The following is a 16,752-nucleotide window of genomic DNA, read 5'->3' on the forward strand; positions in this document are numbered from 1 at the left end:
TCGTCCGGGAGTGAGTTCTCGCTGAGGCGGGGCCGGTCGGCCGATCGACAGGTTCGTCGGCCATGATCTGTCCTGCCCCCCAGCTTCCGCGTGCATCCGCCTGCGCCTGTGCCCCGCTTCTGCGTGCATCCGTCTGTGCCCCGCCTCGGCCGCGACAGCCGTTCCCCCACCCGGAGACGAAGCCGAGGACCGTGCCGAACACCGACCCTCGTGGTCCGAGTCTCTGGGAAACGATGAACACCGACCTCCGGCGGGCGCTGCCCGCCACCGCGATACCCGACGGCTGCGTTCCCTGGACCACGGAGCGGACGCACCGCTGGACGCGGGAACTCCCGCCCGGTTGGACACCTCTGCGATGGCCCGGGCTGCCGGTCGTCAATCTGGCGCTGGTGACGGGCGGGCTGGCCGCTTTCGGCCTGACCGGGGCCGGACTGCCGCCCTTCCTCGCGGCGCTGGCCGCGCTCCACCTCGTCTGGCTGCCGCTGAGGCCCGAGATCGTACGGGTGTCGGCGCCGGCGATGGTCCTGGTGGCGGTCGTCCTGCGTCCCGCGCCGGTGTCCGCCGTGCTCGTCGGCGCGCTCCTGCTGGCGGGCGCCTGCGCGGCGATCGCCGTGTCGCGACTGCGGGCGAGGCGGCGGCAGCGGGAGGCGGCGCTGGCGGCCGCCGAAGGCGTGACCGCCCCCCTGCCGGCCACGGAGCGGCCCCTGTGGCGCGGCCGGATCCTCTCCTGGTGCGGGATCGCCCTGATCCTGGCGGGCACCGCGCTGGCCGTGGGTGCCGACGTATGGGACACGTCGGACGACCGCGGGGCGACGGCTGTCACCGGCTTCTACCTGGCAGGGCTGGGTGTCACCGCACTGCTCTCCGGAGTGCTGGGACGGCGGCGGGCCGTCGCGCTGTACGCCGCGCCCGCGCCCGCCCCCGTTCCCGTCCTGCGGGTCCTAGTGCGCGAGTACGAGGGCGACGGTGTGGAGGTCTTCGCGGCGGACGACGTGATGAGCCTGCGACCGCTGTTCACCGTCACCACGGTCCCGCTGGAGCGCGACACGGAGGACGGCGAGATCGACGAGGCCGAGGCCGAGGCGGAGCTGGACGGGATGCTCGCCCACCTCGACGGCGACCGGCCGAAGCCGCTGCGGGAGGCCGTCCTGTACGGGGCGCCGTACGAGGGTGGCGAACTCGTGCTCGTCAGCGCCGCGCCGGAAGCGGACGGGCCGCCGGTGGCGGAACGGTCGGCCGGGCCCGTACGCCCGCTGTCGGAGGGCGGCGTGCGGCGCCGGCTCGGGCAGGAGAAGCGAGCGGCGGTCCGGGCCGCGGCGGACGACGAACGGCACCTCGGCCTGGTGGCGGCCGCGCGCCTGATCAAGACGGTGCCGGTACGGCGCTGGCGGGCGGGAGCGCTCGACCGGGTGTCCGCTTTCCTGACGGCGCTGTCGGGCGTCCCGCTGTGGTTCGCGGCGTTCGCCGACGCGGAGGCGACCGACCTGTGGCAGCAGGTACTCATGATCCTCATGGGCCTGTTCCTCGCGGCCCGCGTCCCCGTGAAACTGTGCTGGCGCATCACCGCCGACCGCACCGGGCTCTGGCTGAACGGCCTGCGCGGAACCACGCACATTCCCTGGGACGACGTGCGCTCGGTCCGCACCGAGTACTTCGAGCTCAAGCTGCGCTGGCGCGGTGGCGAGTCCTGGAGGGTCTCCGCGCCGCGCTGGGCCCGGTTCCAGCGCAGGCGCGGCGTCACGCACCCGTACGACGCCCTGGCCGCCGAGATCAGCGCGATGCACACCGACCCCGCCCTGCGTCCCGTCGGCGACAGCGAGGAACGCGGACGGGGACGCCCCCTGTGGCCGCTGGCCGCGCTGTTCCTCCTGCTCTGGCTGACGGCCGTGGTGCTCGGCCAGGAGTGGTTCCCCGTCGGGTGAACCGAGGGCGTGGCCGGTCGGCGCGCCGGTCGCCGTGAGCGACGGCGACGCGCGTACCGTACGGCCGCCCGGCGCGCGCCCACCGCACGGCCGCCCGGCACGCTCCGCGGCACGCCCTCTCCGGGCGGGCGTGGGAACGTGACGGACGGGCCCTCGGCGGGAGGACGGTTGCGGTGGCGGTGCGGTCACCCCGCGTCGACGCGGGTCCGCCCCCGTCCACGGACGTCACCCGCGTCGGCGCGGATCAGCGCACGTCGGCGTGGGTCAGCGCACGTCGACGTAGTCGTCGGCGGAGACCGCCGCGGCCGTGTCGGCCGTACCGGCGTACGACCAGCGGTAGGAACCGTCGACGTACGCCCGGACGGTGGTGGAGACGGTGCCGTCGGCCGCCGTCCTGACGGTCTTGAGGGTGCAGTAGCCGGTGCTGCCCGCGGGACGGAACTGGAGGTCCACGGACCGGCCGGCCGCGGTGGGCACGGTCGTGCCGGTCGCCCAGCCGGCGTGCCGCACGTCGCCCTTGACGGTGAGGACCCGGCCCGGGCGCACCGGCTCGGGGGTGGCGTCGACGGTCACCTTGGTGTCGCGCCGCACCGCGAAGTCGGCCGCGCTGTCCAGGAACACGGCGTCGCTGTCGGGGGCGATCGCGTAGGCGCTGACGTGCCAGGTGCCGGCCTGCGTGTCGACCGCCGGCGCGGTGCCGGGGGTGAGGGTGAAGGTCAGGGTGCAGGTGCTGGTGGTGTCGGCCGTCGGTCCGCAGGCCGCCGCCGAGGCGACGGTGCTGTCCTGGGCGCCGAACGAGCCGTGGTACAGCGTGGCGTTGATCTGCTCGATTCCGGACGGGTCGGTCGCGGTGACCTCGACCGTGACGGTTCTCGCGCTCGTGCCGACGACGACGGGATCGCCGTCGTTGACGATCACGCTGGTGATGTCGGTGTCGCCGAACCGCTCGTCCGCGTGCGCGGCCGGAACGGCGAGGGCGGACAGTGCCATGACGCCGCACGCAGCGGCGACAGCTGAGTTCATGCGCATGCGAATTCCCCAATGTGAATGCCGCGGCTTGTTCATTTGCGGCAGTCGAACCGGAATTGACGGGTGCAGCGTACTCATTCCGCCCGGATTCCGAAACGCTTTCGTATGACGGTGAACCGGATTGTGGATTTCCGCGCAAAGGAAACTCCCTCGAATATCGCTTGCGTCGATTCCGCGGAAAACCGAAGGGGAAATTCGATTCAAATTTCAGCGGACCTGGCGGCCACCTGCGCGTACCGCCGGCCATGGGGCATCCCTTGCATGCAAGTCGTCATCTTTTGCCCGTACTTGACGCATTGGACCTCTGATGTCGCTCGTTGTTGGCCGGTTGGCCGACTTTATGAACGAGGGGCAACTTTCACATGAAGCATGTGGAGCACACATAACTGAGACGATCGCGCATCACTCCCGTCTCACTACCCTGCGTATGCCGCCCGAACGATGAACCAGCATCGACTCGAGCGGCTTCCTGGCATCGGGGAACACAGGGGTGGAGATGGATGGCCACAAGAAATGGAGGCGCGGCCGCACCCGGCACGCGCTGCCAAATAGACATCGGTGCAGACGGCACTTACTCGTGGCGTCTCACGGCCACCAACGGACGGGTGATCGCCGTGGCCGCACGGACCTACCGGGACTACGGCGCGTGCCGGGCCGCGTTCGAGCGGCTCTGCGCCGATGTCGCGGAATTACCCGGCGCCGTGCACCACACCTCGGGGGGCAGTGGCTGGGTGTGGCGGCTGCGTGATCGCGCCGGCGCCGCCGTGGCCGTGTCGTCGCGTGCCTACGAGCGGCACTCGACGTGCCAGGCCGCGTACGAGCGGTTCCGGGCGCTGCTGGCCGAACTCGGGTCGAGCGAGGTGATCGCGTGGGGGGAGACGGAGTGATCGCGCGCAACTGACGGCACGGCCGTCACAGGGGCCGGGGTCCGCCGACGGGGCGGACCCCGGCCCCTGTCGTGCGCTCCGGTCGCTGCGTTCACGTCAACCCCGGAAGTTGCCCCTCGGGGGCGCCTCGTTCACACGCGTGTGCGCGGGCGGCCACCGCGCCTCAGGAGCGTCGGCTCATGTGACGACGCGAATCCTTGAGCGACCAGCGGCTTCCTCGGACGACCCGCCGAGACGCCTGTACCTCGATCCGGGTGTGCCCGACCGCGTGTTCAGGGGAATCCTGCGCGGCGGCGGTTCCCTGGTGCTCGCGATCATGCTGCTCGTCGGCGGCTTCCTGACCTACCGGGCCTGGCAGGCGCTGTCGGCCGCGCGGTGGGACTTCGTCACCACCGAGGCGTGGGAGCCGGACAGCGGCACCTTCGGCATCGCGGCCGTGCTCGTCGGCACCGTGCTGATCGCGCTCGTCGCCATCGTGTTCGCCGTACCGCTGGCGCTCGGCACCGCGCTCTACATCTCCGAGTTCGCCCCGCCGCGGATCCGACAGACCCTCATCAGCGTGGTGGACCTGATGGCCGCCGTGCCGTCGGTGGTCTACGGCCTCTGGGGCCTGTTCTATTTCCAGGGGCAGGTGGTCACCGTCTCGCGCTGGATCTCGACGTATCTCGGCTGGATCCCGCTCTTCGAGGTCGACGGCGCCGATCCGAAGGACCCGCTCGCCACCGCCACCGTGTTCACCTCCTCCACCTTCATCGCGGGCATGATCGTCTCCCTGATGGTGGCGCCGATCATCTGCTCGGTGATGCGGGAGGTGTTCTCGCAGGCCCCGGTCGGCGAACGGGAGGGCGCCTACGCGCTCGGCGCCACCCGCTGGGGCATGATCCGCAGCGTCGTCCTGCCGTTCGGCAAGGGCGGCATGATCGGCGGCACCATGCTGGGCCTGGGCCGGGCCCTCGGCGAGACCATCGCCGTCTACATGATCATCTCGCCGGTGTTCGTGATCCAGCCGCACATCCTCCAGAACGGCACCAGTTCGGTCTCCTCGCTGATCGCCCTGCGCTACGGCGAGGCGTCCGACCTCGGCATGTCCGCGCTGATGGCCGCCGGACTCGCGCTCTTCCTGATGACCCTCGTCGTCAACTTCGCCGCATCGTCGATCGTCGCCCGCAGCCGTTCCGGCGCGACGAGCGACTCCTGAGGGGACCGAGCCAGATGACCGTCACCGCTCCACAGAGCCCGCCCGGCGACCCCGGGCCACAGCCCGAGCCGAGCCCCGGGGGCCCCGCTCGGCCGCCGGCGCCGCGTACCACCCTGCCGGGCCGCCGTCCCGGCGGCGGCAGCACGCCCGGGGGACCGCGCCGGAACCTGTCCACGCTGCGGGCCAGCGACGTGTACGCCATGGTGGGCGCCGGCGCCGCGTCCCTCGCCGTGACCTGGCTGATGTTCGACCGGCTGTTGCCGTTCAACGGCACGCTGGGCTTCCTGGCCATCGCCTACGCGCTCTTCATCGGCCTGTACGCGCTGCTGGTCTCCTTCGACGAGGACGGCCCCGCGGTCCGTGACCGGGTGGCCGCCGCGGTGGTCCAGAGCCTCGGCCTGGTGATGCTGACCGCACTGGCCTTCGTGGTCGTCTACACCCTCTACGAGGGCCGCGAGGCGCTGCCGCACCTGAACTTCTACACCCAGTCGATGGCCGACGCGGGCCCGGTCGAGCCGCTCGGCGTGGGCGGCATCCTGCACGCGATCGTCGGCACGCTGTGGCAGATCGGCATCGCCCTGGTGATCTGCATACCGGCCGGACTGGTGTGCGCGGTCTTCCTCAACGAGGTCCCGGGCGGCTTCAGCCGGTTCGTCCGCACCATCGTCGAGGCGATGACCGCGCTGCCGTCCATCGTGGCCGGCCTGTTCATCTACGCGACCTTCATCCTCGGGCTCGGCTTCGACCGGTCCGGCCTGGCCGCGGCGCTGGCGATCTCCGTGATGATGCTGCCGATCATCATCCGCGCGTCGGACGTGGTGATCCGGCTGGTCCCCGGCACCCTGCGCGAGGCGTCCTACGCGCTCGGCACCTCGCGGTGGCGCACCGTCTGGCACGTGGTGCTGCCGACCGCCCGCTCCGGACTGACCACGGCCGTCATCCTGGGCACGGCCCGCGGGGTGGGGGAGACCTCGCCGGTCCTGCTGACCGCCGGTTTCACCGCGGAGCTCAACACCGATCCGTTCCAGGACCCGATGGTGTCACTGCCGCTGGCCGCCTTCGAACTCGTCAAGTCGCCCGAACCCACCTATGTGGCCCGCGGCTTCGGGACGGCGGCGGTGCTGCTGGTGCTGGTGCTCGTCCTGTTCGTGGTGGCCCGCGTGGTCGGCGGACGCGGACCGGGCCGGCTGACCCGCCGTCAGGAACATCGCCGGGTGAAGGCGTCCCGCCGTGACACCCGGCGCTTCGCCGCGCACCGGCCCACCGACCAGCACTCCGTCAGACCCGCACCGACGAGGAGCACCCCGTGATACCCGCACCTGTCCGTCACCCGCGCGCCCGGCGCGTGTACCAGGCGCCGGCGCTGCTGCTCGCCCTGGTCTGCGCGCTGCTGGCCGTGCACCCGCCGGGTGCCTTCGCGGCCACGTACGTGAAGATCAGCGGTTCCGGCTCGACCTGGAGCGCCAACGCCATCGAGCAGTGGCGCCGCAACGTCAAACAGCAGGGCATGACCGTCAACTACTCGTCGGTCGGTTCGTCGGTCGGGCGTACCCAGTTCGCCAACGGCACCTCCGACTTCGGTGTCTCCGAGATCCCCTACGGCCTCAGCGAGTTCGGCACGACGGACACGCCGCCGCGGCGCAAGTACGCCTACATGCCGATCGTCGCCGGTGGGACGTCGTTCATGTACAACCTGAAGATCGGCGGCAAGCGGGTCACCAACCTGCGGCTGTCCGGGGACGTCCTCAGCAAGATCTTCACCGGCAAGCTCACCATGTGGAACGCGGCCGAGATCAAGGCGGACAACCCCAGGCTGAACCTTCCGGCCCGCCGGATCGTCCCGGTCATCCGCTCCGACGGTTCGGGTACGACCGCGCAGTTCACCCTGTGGATGTCCAAGCAGTACGGCTCCGCGTGGAACGACTACTGCCGGCGGGCGGGCAAGCCCACGCCCTGCGGTCTCACGTCGTACTTCCCGAACATCCCCGGCTCCGGCTTCGTCGCCCAGTCCGGCTCGCTCGGCGTCGCGGGCTACACCAAGCAGCCGCAGGCGGAAGGCGCCATCACCTACGTCGAGTACTCCTACGCCAAGAACGCGGCCTTCCCCGTGGTCAAGGTCCTCAACAAGTCCGGCTACTACGTGGAGCCGACCGCCTCCAGCGTGGCCGTCGCCCTCACCAGGGCCCAGATCAACAACGACCCGCGCTCCGCGAACTACCTGACCCAGAACCTCGACGGGGTCTACACGTACGGAGACCGGCGCACCTATCCCCTGTCCAGCTACAGCTACATGATCATCCCGACCAAGGAGGAGATGGGCTTCACCAAGGCCAAGGGCGCGACGCTGAGCGCGTTCGGCAACTACTTCCTCTGCGAGGGTCAGCAGCAGGCCGACCGGCTCGGCTACTCACCGCTGCCGATCAACCTCGTCCAAGCGGCCATGGAGCAGGTGCGCAAGATCCCCGGCGCCGAGGTCGAGAACATCAACATCAAGAACTGCAACAACCCGACCTTCTCGTCCGACGGCAAGAACCTGCTGGCCAAGAACGCCGCGTACCCGGCCGCGTGCGACAAGAAGGGCTCCGACCAGTGCGCCACGGGCACCGGCGGAGCCCGGCAGCCCACCGCGCCGAGCGGCAGCGGCGGCACCTCCGGCGGATCGGGCACGGGCGGCTCCGGCACCTCCGGCGGCACCGGCACGACCGGCGGCTCGGCCGCGACCGGCGGGACGGGTTCGACGGGCGGCACCGGTACGACCGGGGGCACCGGCGGCGCCGCCGCCGGCGGGACGACCGGCGGGGCGGTCCTCGACCCCGACACCGGTGAGGTGCTCAGCGGCGACCAGGGCGGCGGCGGCGACACCTCCGTCGCGGCGACCCCGGTGTCCCTCGGGTCGGGTGACGCCCTCGGACTGCGCACCGCCCTGATGGCGCTGTCGGCCGTCCTCCTGGTCGGTGTCGTCGTCGGACCCCCGCTGCTCGCGCGGCTGATGACCAGCCGGACGCGCCGGAACCGGGGTGCGGCATGACGGCCCCGGCGAACCGGCCCCGGCCGCGCGTCCTCGCCGCGACGGGCGCCCTGCTGTGCGCGCTGGTCCTCGCCCTGCTCCCGCTGCCGCCCGGCACGACGACCGCGGCGGCGGCGGACGGGGCGACGGACTCCGCGGTGACGGTGAAGGGGAAGAAGGGCAAGTACGACGACTTCTCCCGGCTCGAGGTGACCGTCCAGCAGACGAAGGACCTGCGGTCGCAGGGCGTGCGGGTGAGCTGGTCGGGCGGGACCCCGACGTCGGAGGGCGACTTCCGGCGGAACTACCTCCAGATCATGCAGTGCTGGGGCGACGATCCGGCCGGGCCCACCCGGGAGCAGTGCGTGTTCGGCGCCACGGGTGTACCGGTGGCCGTGGGCACCCTGGCCCAGTCCCGGAGCATCGACACCACCGGCACGGGCTACGCGAGCGACCCGGAGGAGACGCAATACACCGGGGCCAACGCGTTCGTCCCGTTCCGGCCGATCGCCGGCCTCCCGCCGACCACGTCCCCCAAGGACCCGACCTACTTCGGCCCGCTGGACACGAACGAGCAGGCCGGTGCCCGGGTCTTCGCCAACGGCACCGGCGAGGTCAACTTCGAGGTGCAGGACGCGACCCAGGCGCCCCACCTCGGCTGCGGCATGAACACGGCCCCCGCCGGCAGCACCCCCGTACCGCGGTCGTGCTGGCTGGTCGTCGTGCCGCGCGGCACCCACAACCCGAACGGCACGGACATCACGGCCACCGGCGAGGACGGGACGGTCGACGGCTCACCGCTGACCGCGACGAACTGGGCCCAGCGGATGGTCGTCCCCCTGCACTTCCTCCAGGTCGACAAGTTCTGCCCGGAGGGCCAGGCGGAACGGCCCACGGCCGGCTCCGAACTGGTCACCGACGCCGTCACCTCCTGGCAGCCCAAGCTCTGCTCGGCCACGGACAGCACGTTCGCCTTCACCCAGGGCGGCGAGGAGGAGGCCAGGAACCAGATACGGGGCACCACGGCCGAGGCGCCCCTGCTCGGCTTCACCGTCGACCCGGTCGCGGCGTCGGCCGACACCGCGAAGATCGTGCAGGCGCCGGTGGCGGTGTCCGGTGTCGCGGTCGCCTTCTTCATCGAAAGTCCGGCCGGTGTGGTGCAGAAAATGAGACTGACACCACGGCTCGTGGCCAAGATGCTCACGCACTCGTATCAGCGGGACGTCACCCTGGCACAGGGGCACGCCCCGCATCTGGCCGGGAATCCCAACTTCTTCGACGAGGATCCGGAATTCCGGCAGCTGAATCCCGAATTCCCGACGCTTCAGGGTCAGCCGCGGAGCCTCATGGTCCCGCTCCAGAGCGCCGACACCACCCGGTTGGTCTGGAAATGGCTCCAGTCGGACCCGGAGGCCCGGAGTTTCCTGTCCGGCACCAAGGACCAGTGGGGGATGCACGTGAATCCCTACTTCAAGGAACTGAACCTGGTGGAGAGCACGTCGCTGACCGACTTCCCCAAGGTCGACCCGACGGTGACGGACGCCCTCGCCAACGGCACCCCGCCGCTCACCTACACGCTCACCGACCTGGACCCGTACACGGCCGACCTGCACGACGGCGCGCTGCGCACCCTGCGCGGCAACAACACCCGCACCATCCAGTGGCAGGCGGGGGAGAACGCTCCCCCCAAGCTCATCAACGACCCCGCGATGTGGGGGCAGCGCGCCGTCCTCGCGATCGTCGACACGGCCTCCGCGCGGCGCTACGGGCTGGCGACCGCGGCCCTGCGCAACGCGGACGGCACCTTCGTCGAGCCGTCGGCCGCCACGCTCACCGCCGGCGTCCGGGCGATGCGGCCGTACGCCACGGACGCCTCCGTGCTCGACCCCGATCCGGCGCGGGCCAAGGGCCAGGCGTACCCGCTGACCGCCGTGGCCTACGCCGCGGCCTCGGTGAACCAGGACGCGGCGGCCCGCACGGCGTACGCGCGGTTCATCAGATACGCGTCCGGGCCGGGCCAGACACCGGGCGTGTCGGCCGGTGAACTGCCTCCCGGATACGCGCCGCTGCCGACGGCGCAACGCCGGCAGGCGGCCGCCGCCGCGGCCGAGCTGGAGCGCGGGGCGAGCGGGGACGACCCCTCACCGGGCGCGGACGACCCCGGGGGCGGCTCCGGAGCCGACACCGGAGGCCTCTCCTCCGCCGGGGACACCGGCGCGACGTCCGCGGGCGCGAGCGGGGGTGACGGCGGCGCCGGCTCCTCCCCGTCGGCGTCCGCCGCCCCGAACGGCTCGGCGCCGCCCTCCGCGGGGCCGCGGCAGAACGTCGCCGACGCGGCGGGCGGAATTACTCCCGGAGAAGCCCTGGGAATTATCCGATGGGTTCTTCTCGTCGTGCTGTTCCTCGGCGGAGCGGCGGGGCTTTCCGGCCCGTTGATGCTGCATTTCGGGCAGCGGCGAAATCCCTAGGAGACACCTAGGGGGCCTGCTCGTAACCTTTCCCTCGTTGAGAATTGGTTGGTCACGGCGCGGAATACCTGGAAATGTATGCGGTGGCCGGCCGACGGGTCGGCAGCTAGAAAATCCGGATTCCGCTTGAACGTCCAGTCTTCGAAATCCAGAAAACAAGGGGTTCAGAAGTGAACGTCAAGTCTCGCGCCAAGGTCGGCGCTGCTTTCGGTGCCGCGGCTCTCGGTCTCGGCATCCTGGCCACCCCGGCCTCGGCGGACCCGATCCCGGCCACTGACTACCGTCAGCTGGCCGGTGTCGGTTCGGACACCACGCAGTACGTCGTGAACGGCCTGAGCGAGGTCGTCAAGGACGCCGGCGGCAACAAGATCATCGCCTCGTGGAACGCCACCGGCTCCACCACGGTCAAGACCAGGACGACGGGCTGTGACACCGTCAGCCGCCCGAACGGCTCCTCCGCCGGCATCAACGCGCTGAACGCCGACATCACGGCCGGCACCAACTGCATCGACTTCGCCCGTTCCTCGCGTGGCCCGGCGGACGTCAGCACCACGGACCTCACCTTCATCCCCTACGCCAAGGACGGTGTCACCTACGCCACCGACCTGGGCAGCACGCTGCCGACGAACCTGACGAAGGCGCAGCTGGCCGCGATCTACCAGTGCAACTCCACCGAGTTCCCGGCCGCGCAGCCGCTGCTGCCGCAGTCCGGCTCGGGCACCCGCGCCTTCTGGCTGACCGCCATCGGGATCACCGAGTCCCAGGTCGGCACCTGCGTCAACCAGAGCGTCCAGGAGCACGACGGCGTGGCGATCGCCAACGGCAACCAGCTCATGCCGTACTCGATCGCGCAGTGGATCTCCCAGGGCCAGGGCTTCGCCGACGTCCCGAACCGTCGTGGCGAGTCGCGTCTGCGCGGCATCAACGGCACGACCCCGACCACCGGCTCGGGTTCCGCGCTCGCGCTCAACACGGCGTTCACCCCCGACTTCCTGCGTGACGTCTACAACGTCGTCCCCACCGCCAAGCTCACGACCTCCCCCATCGCCGAGACCTTCGTCGGTTCGGGCTCGAAGGTCTGCGCCGCCGCGAGCACCATCACGCACTACGGCTTCGGCACCGCGCCCAACTGCGGTGCCACCAACGTCACCGGCGAGCGGTGATCCGTGATCGTCGTCTGACCCACGCGTGACAGCCGGGCACCCCAGAGGTGCCCGGCCCCGCGCGCTGTCCCCGTACATCCGTCGACCGTGCCCCGGGGGGCCCTCGCCATGACAGTGCCACACCAGTTCCGAAGAGCGGCCGCGATCGCGGCCGCCTGCGCCGTACTCGCCCTGGGCCTCGTGGCCCTCGCGGTGTCCCAGTCCCAGCCTGCCCGGGCGGCATCCATCGGTGAGTTCACCCTGACACCGGGCAACGGGAAGCTGAGCGACCCGCAGCCCCTCGCCGGCTCCCTGGGGATACCGGGCAAGTGCCCGGACGTCACCATCGAGGACATCAACTGGAACAGCGCCCTGAACCTGTACGTCGTCAAGGCCGACGGCACCGAGGCACAGGCGCTGAAGGGGATCACCGACCAGGCGCCCTACACCGAGGAGACCTCGACGGCGTCCCTGGCCGCGGCGGACAACCCGGGGATGGCGGTCAACACCCTGTCGGACGTCATCACGGGCGACGGGACGTACGAGCTGCGCGTGCGGTGCGTGGACAACTTCGACTGGGCCGTCGCGCCCGACTCGATCGTGCCCGGCGACCCGTACTGGTCCCAGAAGATCACCGTCACCGGTGACAACTGGCAGGTCGGGGAAGGCGCGAAGGCCACCAGCCTCACGCTGAACGCCAGCAACGACACGCCCGAGCCGGGCCAGGAGACCACGCTCACCGCGACGGTCGCGCCCGCGGAGGCGGTCGGCACCGTCACCTTCGTCGAGGGCGCGACGACGCTCGGCCAGGCGGCGGTCGCCGGTGGGAAGGCGGAGTTCAAGACGTCGGCGCTGACCGAGGCGCAGCACGACATCGTCGCCCGCTTCACCCCGACGAACACCGCCGACTGGGGCACCTCGGAGTCCGAACCCCACCGGGTGACCGTGCAGCTGCCGAGGTTCGAGATGCGCGACGCCGCGGGGCAGCGGCTGGCCACCAACCCCGAACTGGAGCGCGGCCAGACGGTCAAGGTCGTCATCCGCGGCTGCGAGGCGGGCGCGACGTACGCGATGGCCCTGTTCAACAACGACGCGACGCTCCCCGGCACCACGGCCGACGCGAGCGGAACGGCGACCTGGCCCACGCTGACCGTGCCGGACGACGCGGTGGCCGGACAGACCCGCTGGGTCCTCACTCCCAACTGCGGCGTCGTGAGCAAGGTCGACTTCACCCTCGCGGAGCCGTCCTCCGGGTCGCCGTCGCCCACCCCGAGCGGCGATCCGAGCGACGACCCGAGCGACGACCCCTCCGACGACCCGACCGACGATCCCTCCGGTGACACCTCCGGCACCACGTCCGGCACCTCCGGCGGCGACACGGGCGGCGACAGCGGTACCGGCGGCTCCGGCTCCGGCGGCACCTCCCCCCAGGGCGGTCTCGCCTCCACCGGCGGCCAGATCGCGCTGTTCTCCGGCATCGGCGCGGTCGTCCTCGTCACGGCCGGCATCACCTTCGTACGGTTCGGCCGCCGCAACGGGCTGCTGACCTTCGGCGAGCCCGGCGCCTGACCACGGCCGCTCGCGGAGCGCGGGCGGCGGGCCCCCTTCCCGCCGCCCGCGCGCTCCGCGTCCCGCCACCACACCCCTCTTCACAGGAGCGCTCCCCGTGACCGTGCTGTCCCCGCCCCCGCCGGCCGAGGCGCCCCCGGCGCCCGCGCCCGCACCCGAGCCCGGCGCGGCACCGCCGCGGCCCGAGCGGCCCGGCTTCGCGTTCGCCGGGGCCGCGCTGTGCGTGCTCGCCGCCCTGCTGCTCGGCTTCGCCGCCAACCTCACCGTCGTGGGCCACCTCCAGCACAGCCGCGACCAGCAGACCGCGTACGACGAGTTCCGCCGCCAACTCGCCCTGGGCATCGCACCGGTGGGCCAGCGGACGTACGAGGGGAAGATGCTGGAGCCGGGCGCGCCCGTCGCCCTGCTGCGCATCCCGGCCCTGAGCCTCAAGGAGGTCGTCGGGGAGGGCACCGCCTCCGGAGTGCTGATGTCCGGCCCCGGCCACCGCCGGGACACCCCGCTGCCGGGACAGGCCGGCACCAGCGTCATCATGGGCCGCCAGTGGGGCTACGGCAGCCCGTTCAACGACCTGCACCAACTGCCCCCCGGCACCGAGATCCGCCTGACGACCGGCCAGGGCACCGCCGTCTACCGGGTCACGTCGATCCGCCGCGAGGGCGCCCCGCTGCCGCCCGTGCTCAAGGCGGGCGAGGGGCGGCTCACGCTCATCACCGCCGACGGCGCCCCCTACACCCCCTCCGGCCTGCTGCGCGTGGACGCGGAGCTGACGAGCGACGTACAGCCCAGCCCGCCGCGCGCGCTGGCCCCCGGCTGGATCGACGAGTCCGAGCAGGCCCTGGGCACCGAGGGCGCCGCCTGGCTCGCGGTCTTCCTGTGGGCCCAGGCGCTGCTTCTCGCGGCCCTGCTCACCATGGCCGCCCACCGGGGGTGGGGGCGGTGGCAGACCTGGATCGTCGGTGTACCCGTACTGACCGCCCTCGGTCTCGCCGTCTCCGGCGCCGCCACCCGCCTGCTGCCCAACCTGCTCTGAGCGACGAGGAGTCCCGCCATCATGTCCGACCCGACCGACACGCTCGTCGACGAGATCCTCGACCCGACGCGGCTGACGAAGGCCGTCCGGCCCGGCCGTGCCACCGGGGCGAGCGACCCCGCCACCCTGGAGGCCGACTCCATCTCGGCCTGGTTCGGCGACCACAAGGTCCTGGAACACGTCTCGCTGACCATGCCCGCCCGCCGGGTCACCGCGCTCATCGGCCCGTCCGGCTGCGGCAAGTCCACCTTCCTGCGGATCCTCAACCGCATGCACGAACTCGTCGGCTCCGCCTCCCTCGCGGGCCGGGTGCTGCTCGACGGCGAGGACATCTACGACCGCGGCCGCCGCATCACCCACGCCCGCCGCCAGATCGGCATGGTCTTCCAGAAGCCCAACCCCTTCCCGGCGATGTCGATCTACGACAACGTCACCGCCGGTCTGAAACTGGGCGGCGTGACGGCAGGCCGCGACGACAAGGACCGGCTCGTCGAGGAGTGCCTGACCAAGGCGGGGCTGTGGAAGGAGGTCCGCGACCGGCTCCGGCAGCCCGGTGGCGCGCTCTCCGGCGGCCAGCAGCAGAGGCTGTGCATCGCCCGGTCGCTGGCCGTACGGCCGCGGGTGCTGCTGATGGACGAGCCGTGCTCGGCCCTGGACCCGACGTCGACACGGCGCATCGAGGAGACCATCCACGAGCTGTCCGACGAGGTCACCATCGTGATCGTCACCCACAACATGCAGCAGGCGGCCCGCGTCTCCGACCAGTGCGCCTTCTTCCTCGCCGAACAGGGCACCCCCGGCGCCATCGTCGAACACGGCCCCACGGACGCGATGTTCGACAACCCGCAGGACCCGCGCACCACGGACTATGTGAACGGGCGCTTCGGCTAGAGGAGTTCCGCACGGGACCGGGGCCGGCGGCGTCCCCGGGGCGCTCCCGGGACGGTACGAACGGACACGGGGCTCGGCCGCCTCAGGCGGGGCCGGACCCCGTGCCCGCCCGTGCGAAGGGTCCCGCAGGCCGGAGCCAGGGGGCGCGGGACACCTCGGGGGGCGGATGCCTCCAAGGGGGGGAGGAGCGCATCCGTGTTGCCTTCACAGGATGCGGCGCACGGGGCCTCGGGAGGCAGCCTGGGAGCATGCGACAGCCCAACTCCTCGTGAATCAGGGCGCCCCCGGCCAGACCAGCACCATGTACCCACCGCAGTAGGCCGAACCCAGCACCGCCGTCGACAGGGCGAGGGCGCGAAAGCGGCGGGACGCCCGGGAGAGGTGCAGGGCGAGCGGGAGCAGCAGCGGGAACCCCGGGACGAGGAAGCGGGCACGCGGGAAGTAGACGCCGCCGCTGCCCAGCACGATCACCAGCAGGACACCCGTGAACACCAGCAGGGGCAGGGGCTGGCGGTCCCACGCCGACAGCGCGAACAGCACCGCCGACCCGATCAGCGTCACGGTCACCAGCACCAGGAACAGATCCGGCGTGTGGTCGTACACCAGCAGTTCCCGCATCCTGCGCAGGGTGTCCGCCCCGCCGTCCCACTCGTTGTGCCACAACCGCTGTACGGCGAAGTAGCCGTCCCAGCGGCCCAGGCGCAGACCCACCCAGCCGACGTACGCGCACCAGCCCAGCGGCGCGAGCAGCGCGCCGGCCAGGGCGCGGCGGGAGAAGCGGCCGCGCAGCGACAGCAGGGCCGCCACCGTGACGGCGACGGCCACCGCGACACCGGTCGGCCGGGTCAGCCCGGCGAGCGCGGCGCACGTCCCCGCCCACAGCCAGCGGTCGGTCAGCACGGCGTACAGGCCCCAGGCAGCGAACGCCGTGAACAGGGACTCGGTGTAGCCCATCCACTGCACGAGACCGACCGGCAGCGCCGCCCACAGGACGGTCAGCAGGACGCCGACCCGACGGCCGTGCAGACGGTCGCCGACCGCGAAGACACCCCAGGCGGCGACGAACGACACGGCGACGGCGAGACCCAGCCCGGTGCTCGCCCGGGTCCCCGGGGTGACCACCGCGACCACCTTCACCAGCAGGGGGTACAGCGGGAAGAAGGCCATGTTGTTGGTGTTGTAGGAGGTACCCAGGCCGGGGGTGTAGCCGTGGTCGGCGATACCGAGGTACCAGTTGGCGTCCCACTGGGCCGCCAGGATCGGCCAGACGCCGTGGTGCCCCCGGTGCGCCCAGAGCGCGAGCAGCAACAGGCCGGCGGCGTGCACGGCGAGGTGGGCCACGAGGGCCGGGGCCGCGCGGCGCAGGGCGCGCCGGGTGCGCGCGACGAGGGCGCGGGGCGGGGCGGCGGCGGGGACGTGAGGTCGTCGGGTGCCCGGGATGTGACCGCGGGATGCGGTGTCGGGGGCGGTCGAGGACACGGCGGCGGCTCCAGGACTCGGCGGGCGGTACCGGATCACCGTTTCCCGGGGAGCGCGGCCGGGCGTGGAGCGTGCGTCGGCTGTCGCACGGAAGTCAGCGGAAATCACCCGATGGGGTGCCCCGGTC

12 protein-coding genes are annotated in these 16,752 nt (G+C 71.9%); 10 read left to right on the plus strand and 2 right to left on the minus strand.

Translation table 11 applies throughout. The features are described 5' to 3' along the window. The first annotated feature begins 233 nt into the window (after nucleotides 1-233). Nucleotides 234-1,922, plus strand: a complete 1,689-nt coding sequence (locus tag ACWCQK_RS33020) for a hypothetical protein (protein WP_451161336.1) — start codon at nucleotides 234-236, stop codon at nucleotides 1,920-1,922. A gap of 264 nt (nucleotides 1,923-2,186) precedes the next feature. On the opposite strand, the gene ACWCQK_RS33025 is transcribed toward ACWCQK_RS33020, so the two are convergent. Beyond that, the gene (locus ACWCQK_RS33025) at nucleotides 2,187-2,945 is read right to left on the minus strand and encodes a DUF5707 domain-containing protein (RefSeq protein ID WP_451161338.1); all 759 of its coding nucleotides are present in this window, start codon (nucleotides 2,943-2,945) and stop codon (nucleotides 2,187-2,189) included. 620 nt (nucleotides 2,946-3,565) lie between these two features. Between ACWCQK_RS33025 and ACWCQK_RS33030 the strand changes: the two genes are divergently transcribed. From ACWCQK_RS33030 to ACWCQK_RS33070, 9 genes are all read left to right on the plus strand, one after another. Continuing rightward, the gene (locus tag ACWCQK_RS33030; protein ID WP_451161340.1) at nucleotides 3,566-3,838 is read left to right on the plus strand and encodes a hypothetical protein; all 273 of its coding nucleotides are present in this window, start codon (nucleotides 3,566-3,568) and stop codon (nucleotides 3,836-3,838) included. Between the two features lie 256 nt (nucleotides 3,839-4,094). Continuing rightward, nucleotides 4,095-5,036: a phosphate ABC transporter permease subunit PstC gene (gene pstC, locus ACWCQK_RS33035; protein WP_451161342.1), complete on the plus strand. Its 942-nt coding sequence runs from the start codon at nucleotides 4,095-4,097 to the stop codon at nucleotides 5,034-5,036. A 14-nt stretch (nucleotides 5,037-5,050) separates the two neighbouring features. Next, nucleotides 5,051-6,346, plus strand: a complete 1,296-nt coding sequence (gene pstA / locus ACWCQK_RS33040; RefSeq protein ID WP_451161344.1) for a phosphate ABC transporter permease PstA — start codon at nucleotides 5,051-5,053, stop codon at nucleotides 6,344-6,346. Further along, the gene (gene pstS, locus ACWCQK_RS33045; protein WP_451161346.1) at nucleotides 6,343-8,064 is read left to right on the plus strand and encodes a phosphate ABC transporter substrate-binding protein PstS; all 1,722 of its coding nucleotides are present in this window, start codon (nucleotides 6,343-6,345) and stop codon (nucleotides 8,062-8,064) included. The genes pstA and pstS overlap by 4 nt, the downstream gene beginning before the upstream one ends. Then, the gene (locus ACWCQK_RS33050) at nucleotides 8,061-10,511 is read left to right on the plus strand and encodes a hypothetical protein (RefSeq protein ID WP_451161348.1); all 2,451 of its coding nucleotides are present in this window, start codon (nucleotides 8,061-8,063) and stop codon (nucleotides 10,509-10,511) included. The genes pstS and ACWCQK_RS33050 overlap by 4 nt, the downstream gene beginning before the upstream one ends. 170 nt (nucleotides 10,512-10,681) lie before the next feature. Next, entirely contained in the window at nucleotides 10,682-11,674 is a 993-nt protein-coding gene (locus ACWCQK_RS33055; protein WP_451161350.1) for a hypothetical protein, read from the plus strand. A gap of 108 nt (nucleotides 11,675-11,782) precedes the next feature. Beyond that, nucleotides 11,783-13,222: an Ig-like domain-containing protein gene (locus ACWCQK_RS33060; RefSeq protein ID WP_451161352.1), complete on the plus strand. Its 1,440-nt coding sequence runs from the start codon at nucleotides 11,783-11,785 to the stop codon at nucleotides 13,220-13,222. A 97-nt stretch (nucleotides 13,223-13,319) separates the two neighbouring features. Beyond that, nucleotides 13,320-14,255, plus strand: a complete 936-nt coding sequence (locus ACWCQK_RS33065; protein WP_451161354.1) for a sortase — start codon at nucleotides 13,320-13,322, stop codon at nucleotides 14,253-14,255. A gap of 21 nt (nucleotides 14,256-14,276) precedes the next feature. Further along, on the plus strand, nucleotides 14,277-15,146 hold the full coding sequence (locus ACWCQK_RS33070) for a phosphate ABC transporter ATP-binding protein (RefSeq protein ID WP_451161356.1): 870 nt from the start codon (nucleotides 14,277-14,279) through the stop codon (nucleotides 15,144-15,146). A 273-nt stretch (nucleotides 15,147-15,419) separates the two neighbouring features. Here ACWCQK_RS33070 and ACWCQK_RS33075 read toward each other — a convergent pair whose 3' ends face one another. Then, nucleotides 15,420-16,625, minus strand: coding sequence for a hypothetical protein (locus ACWCQK_RS33075; RefSeq protein WP_451161358.1), 1,206 nt, complete (start codon nucleotides 16,623-16,625; stop codon nucleotides 15,420-15,422). Nucleotides 16,626-16,752 lie beyond the last annotated feature (127 nt).

The sequence above is a fragment of the Streptomyces sp. NPDC002306 genome, from assembly GCF_053593435.1.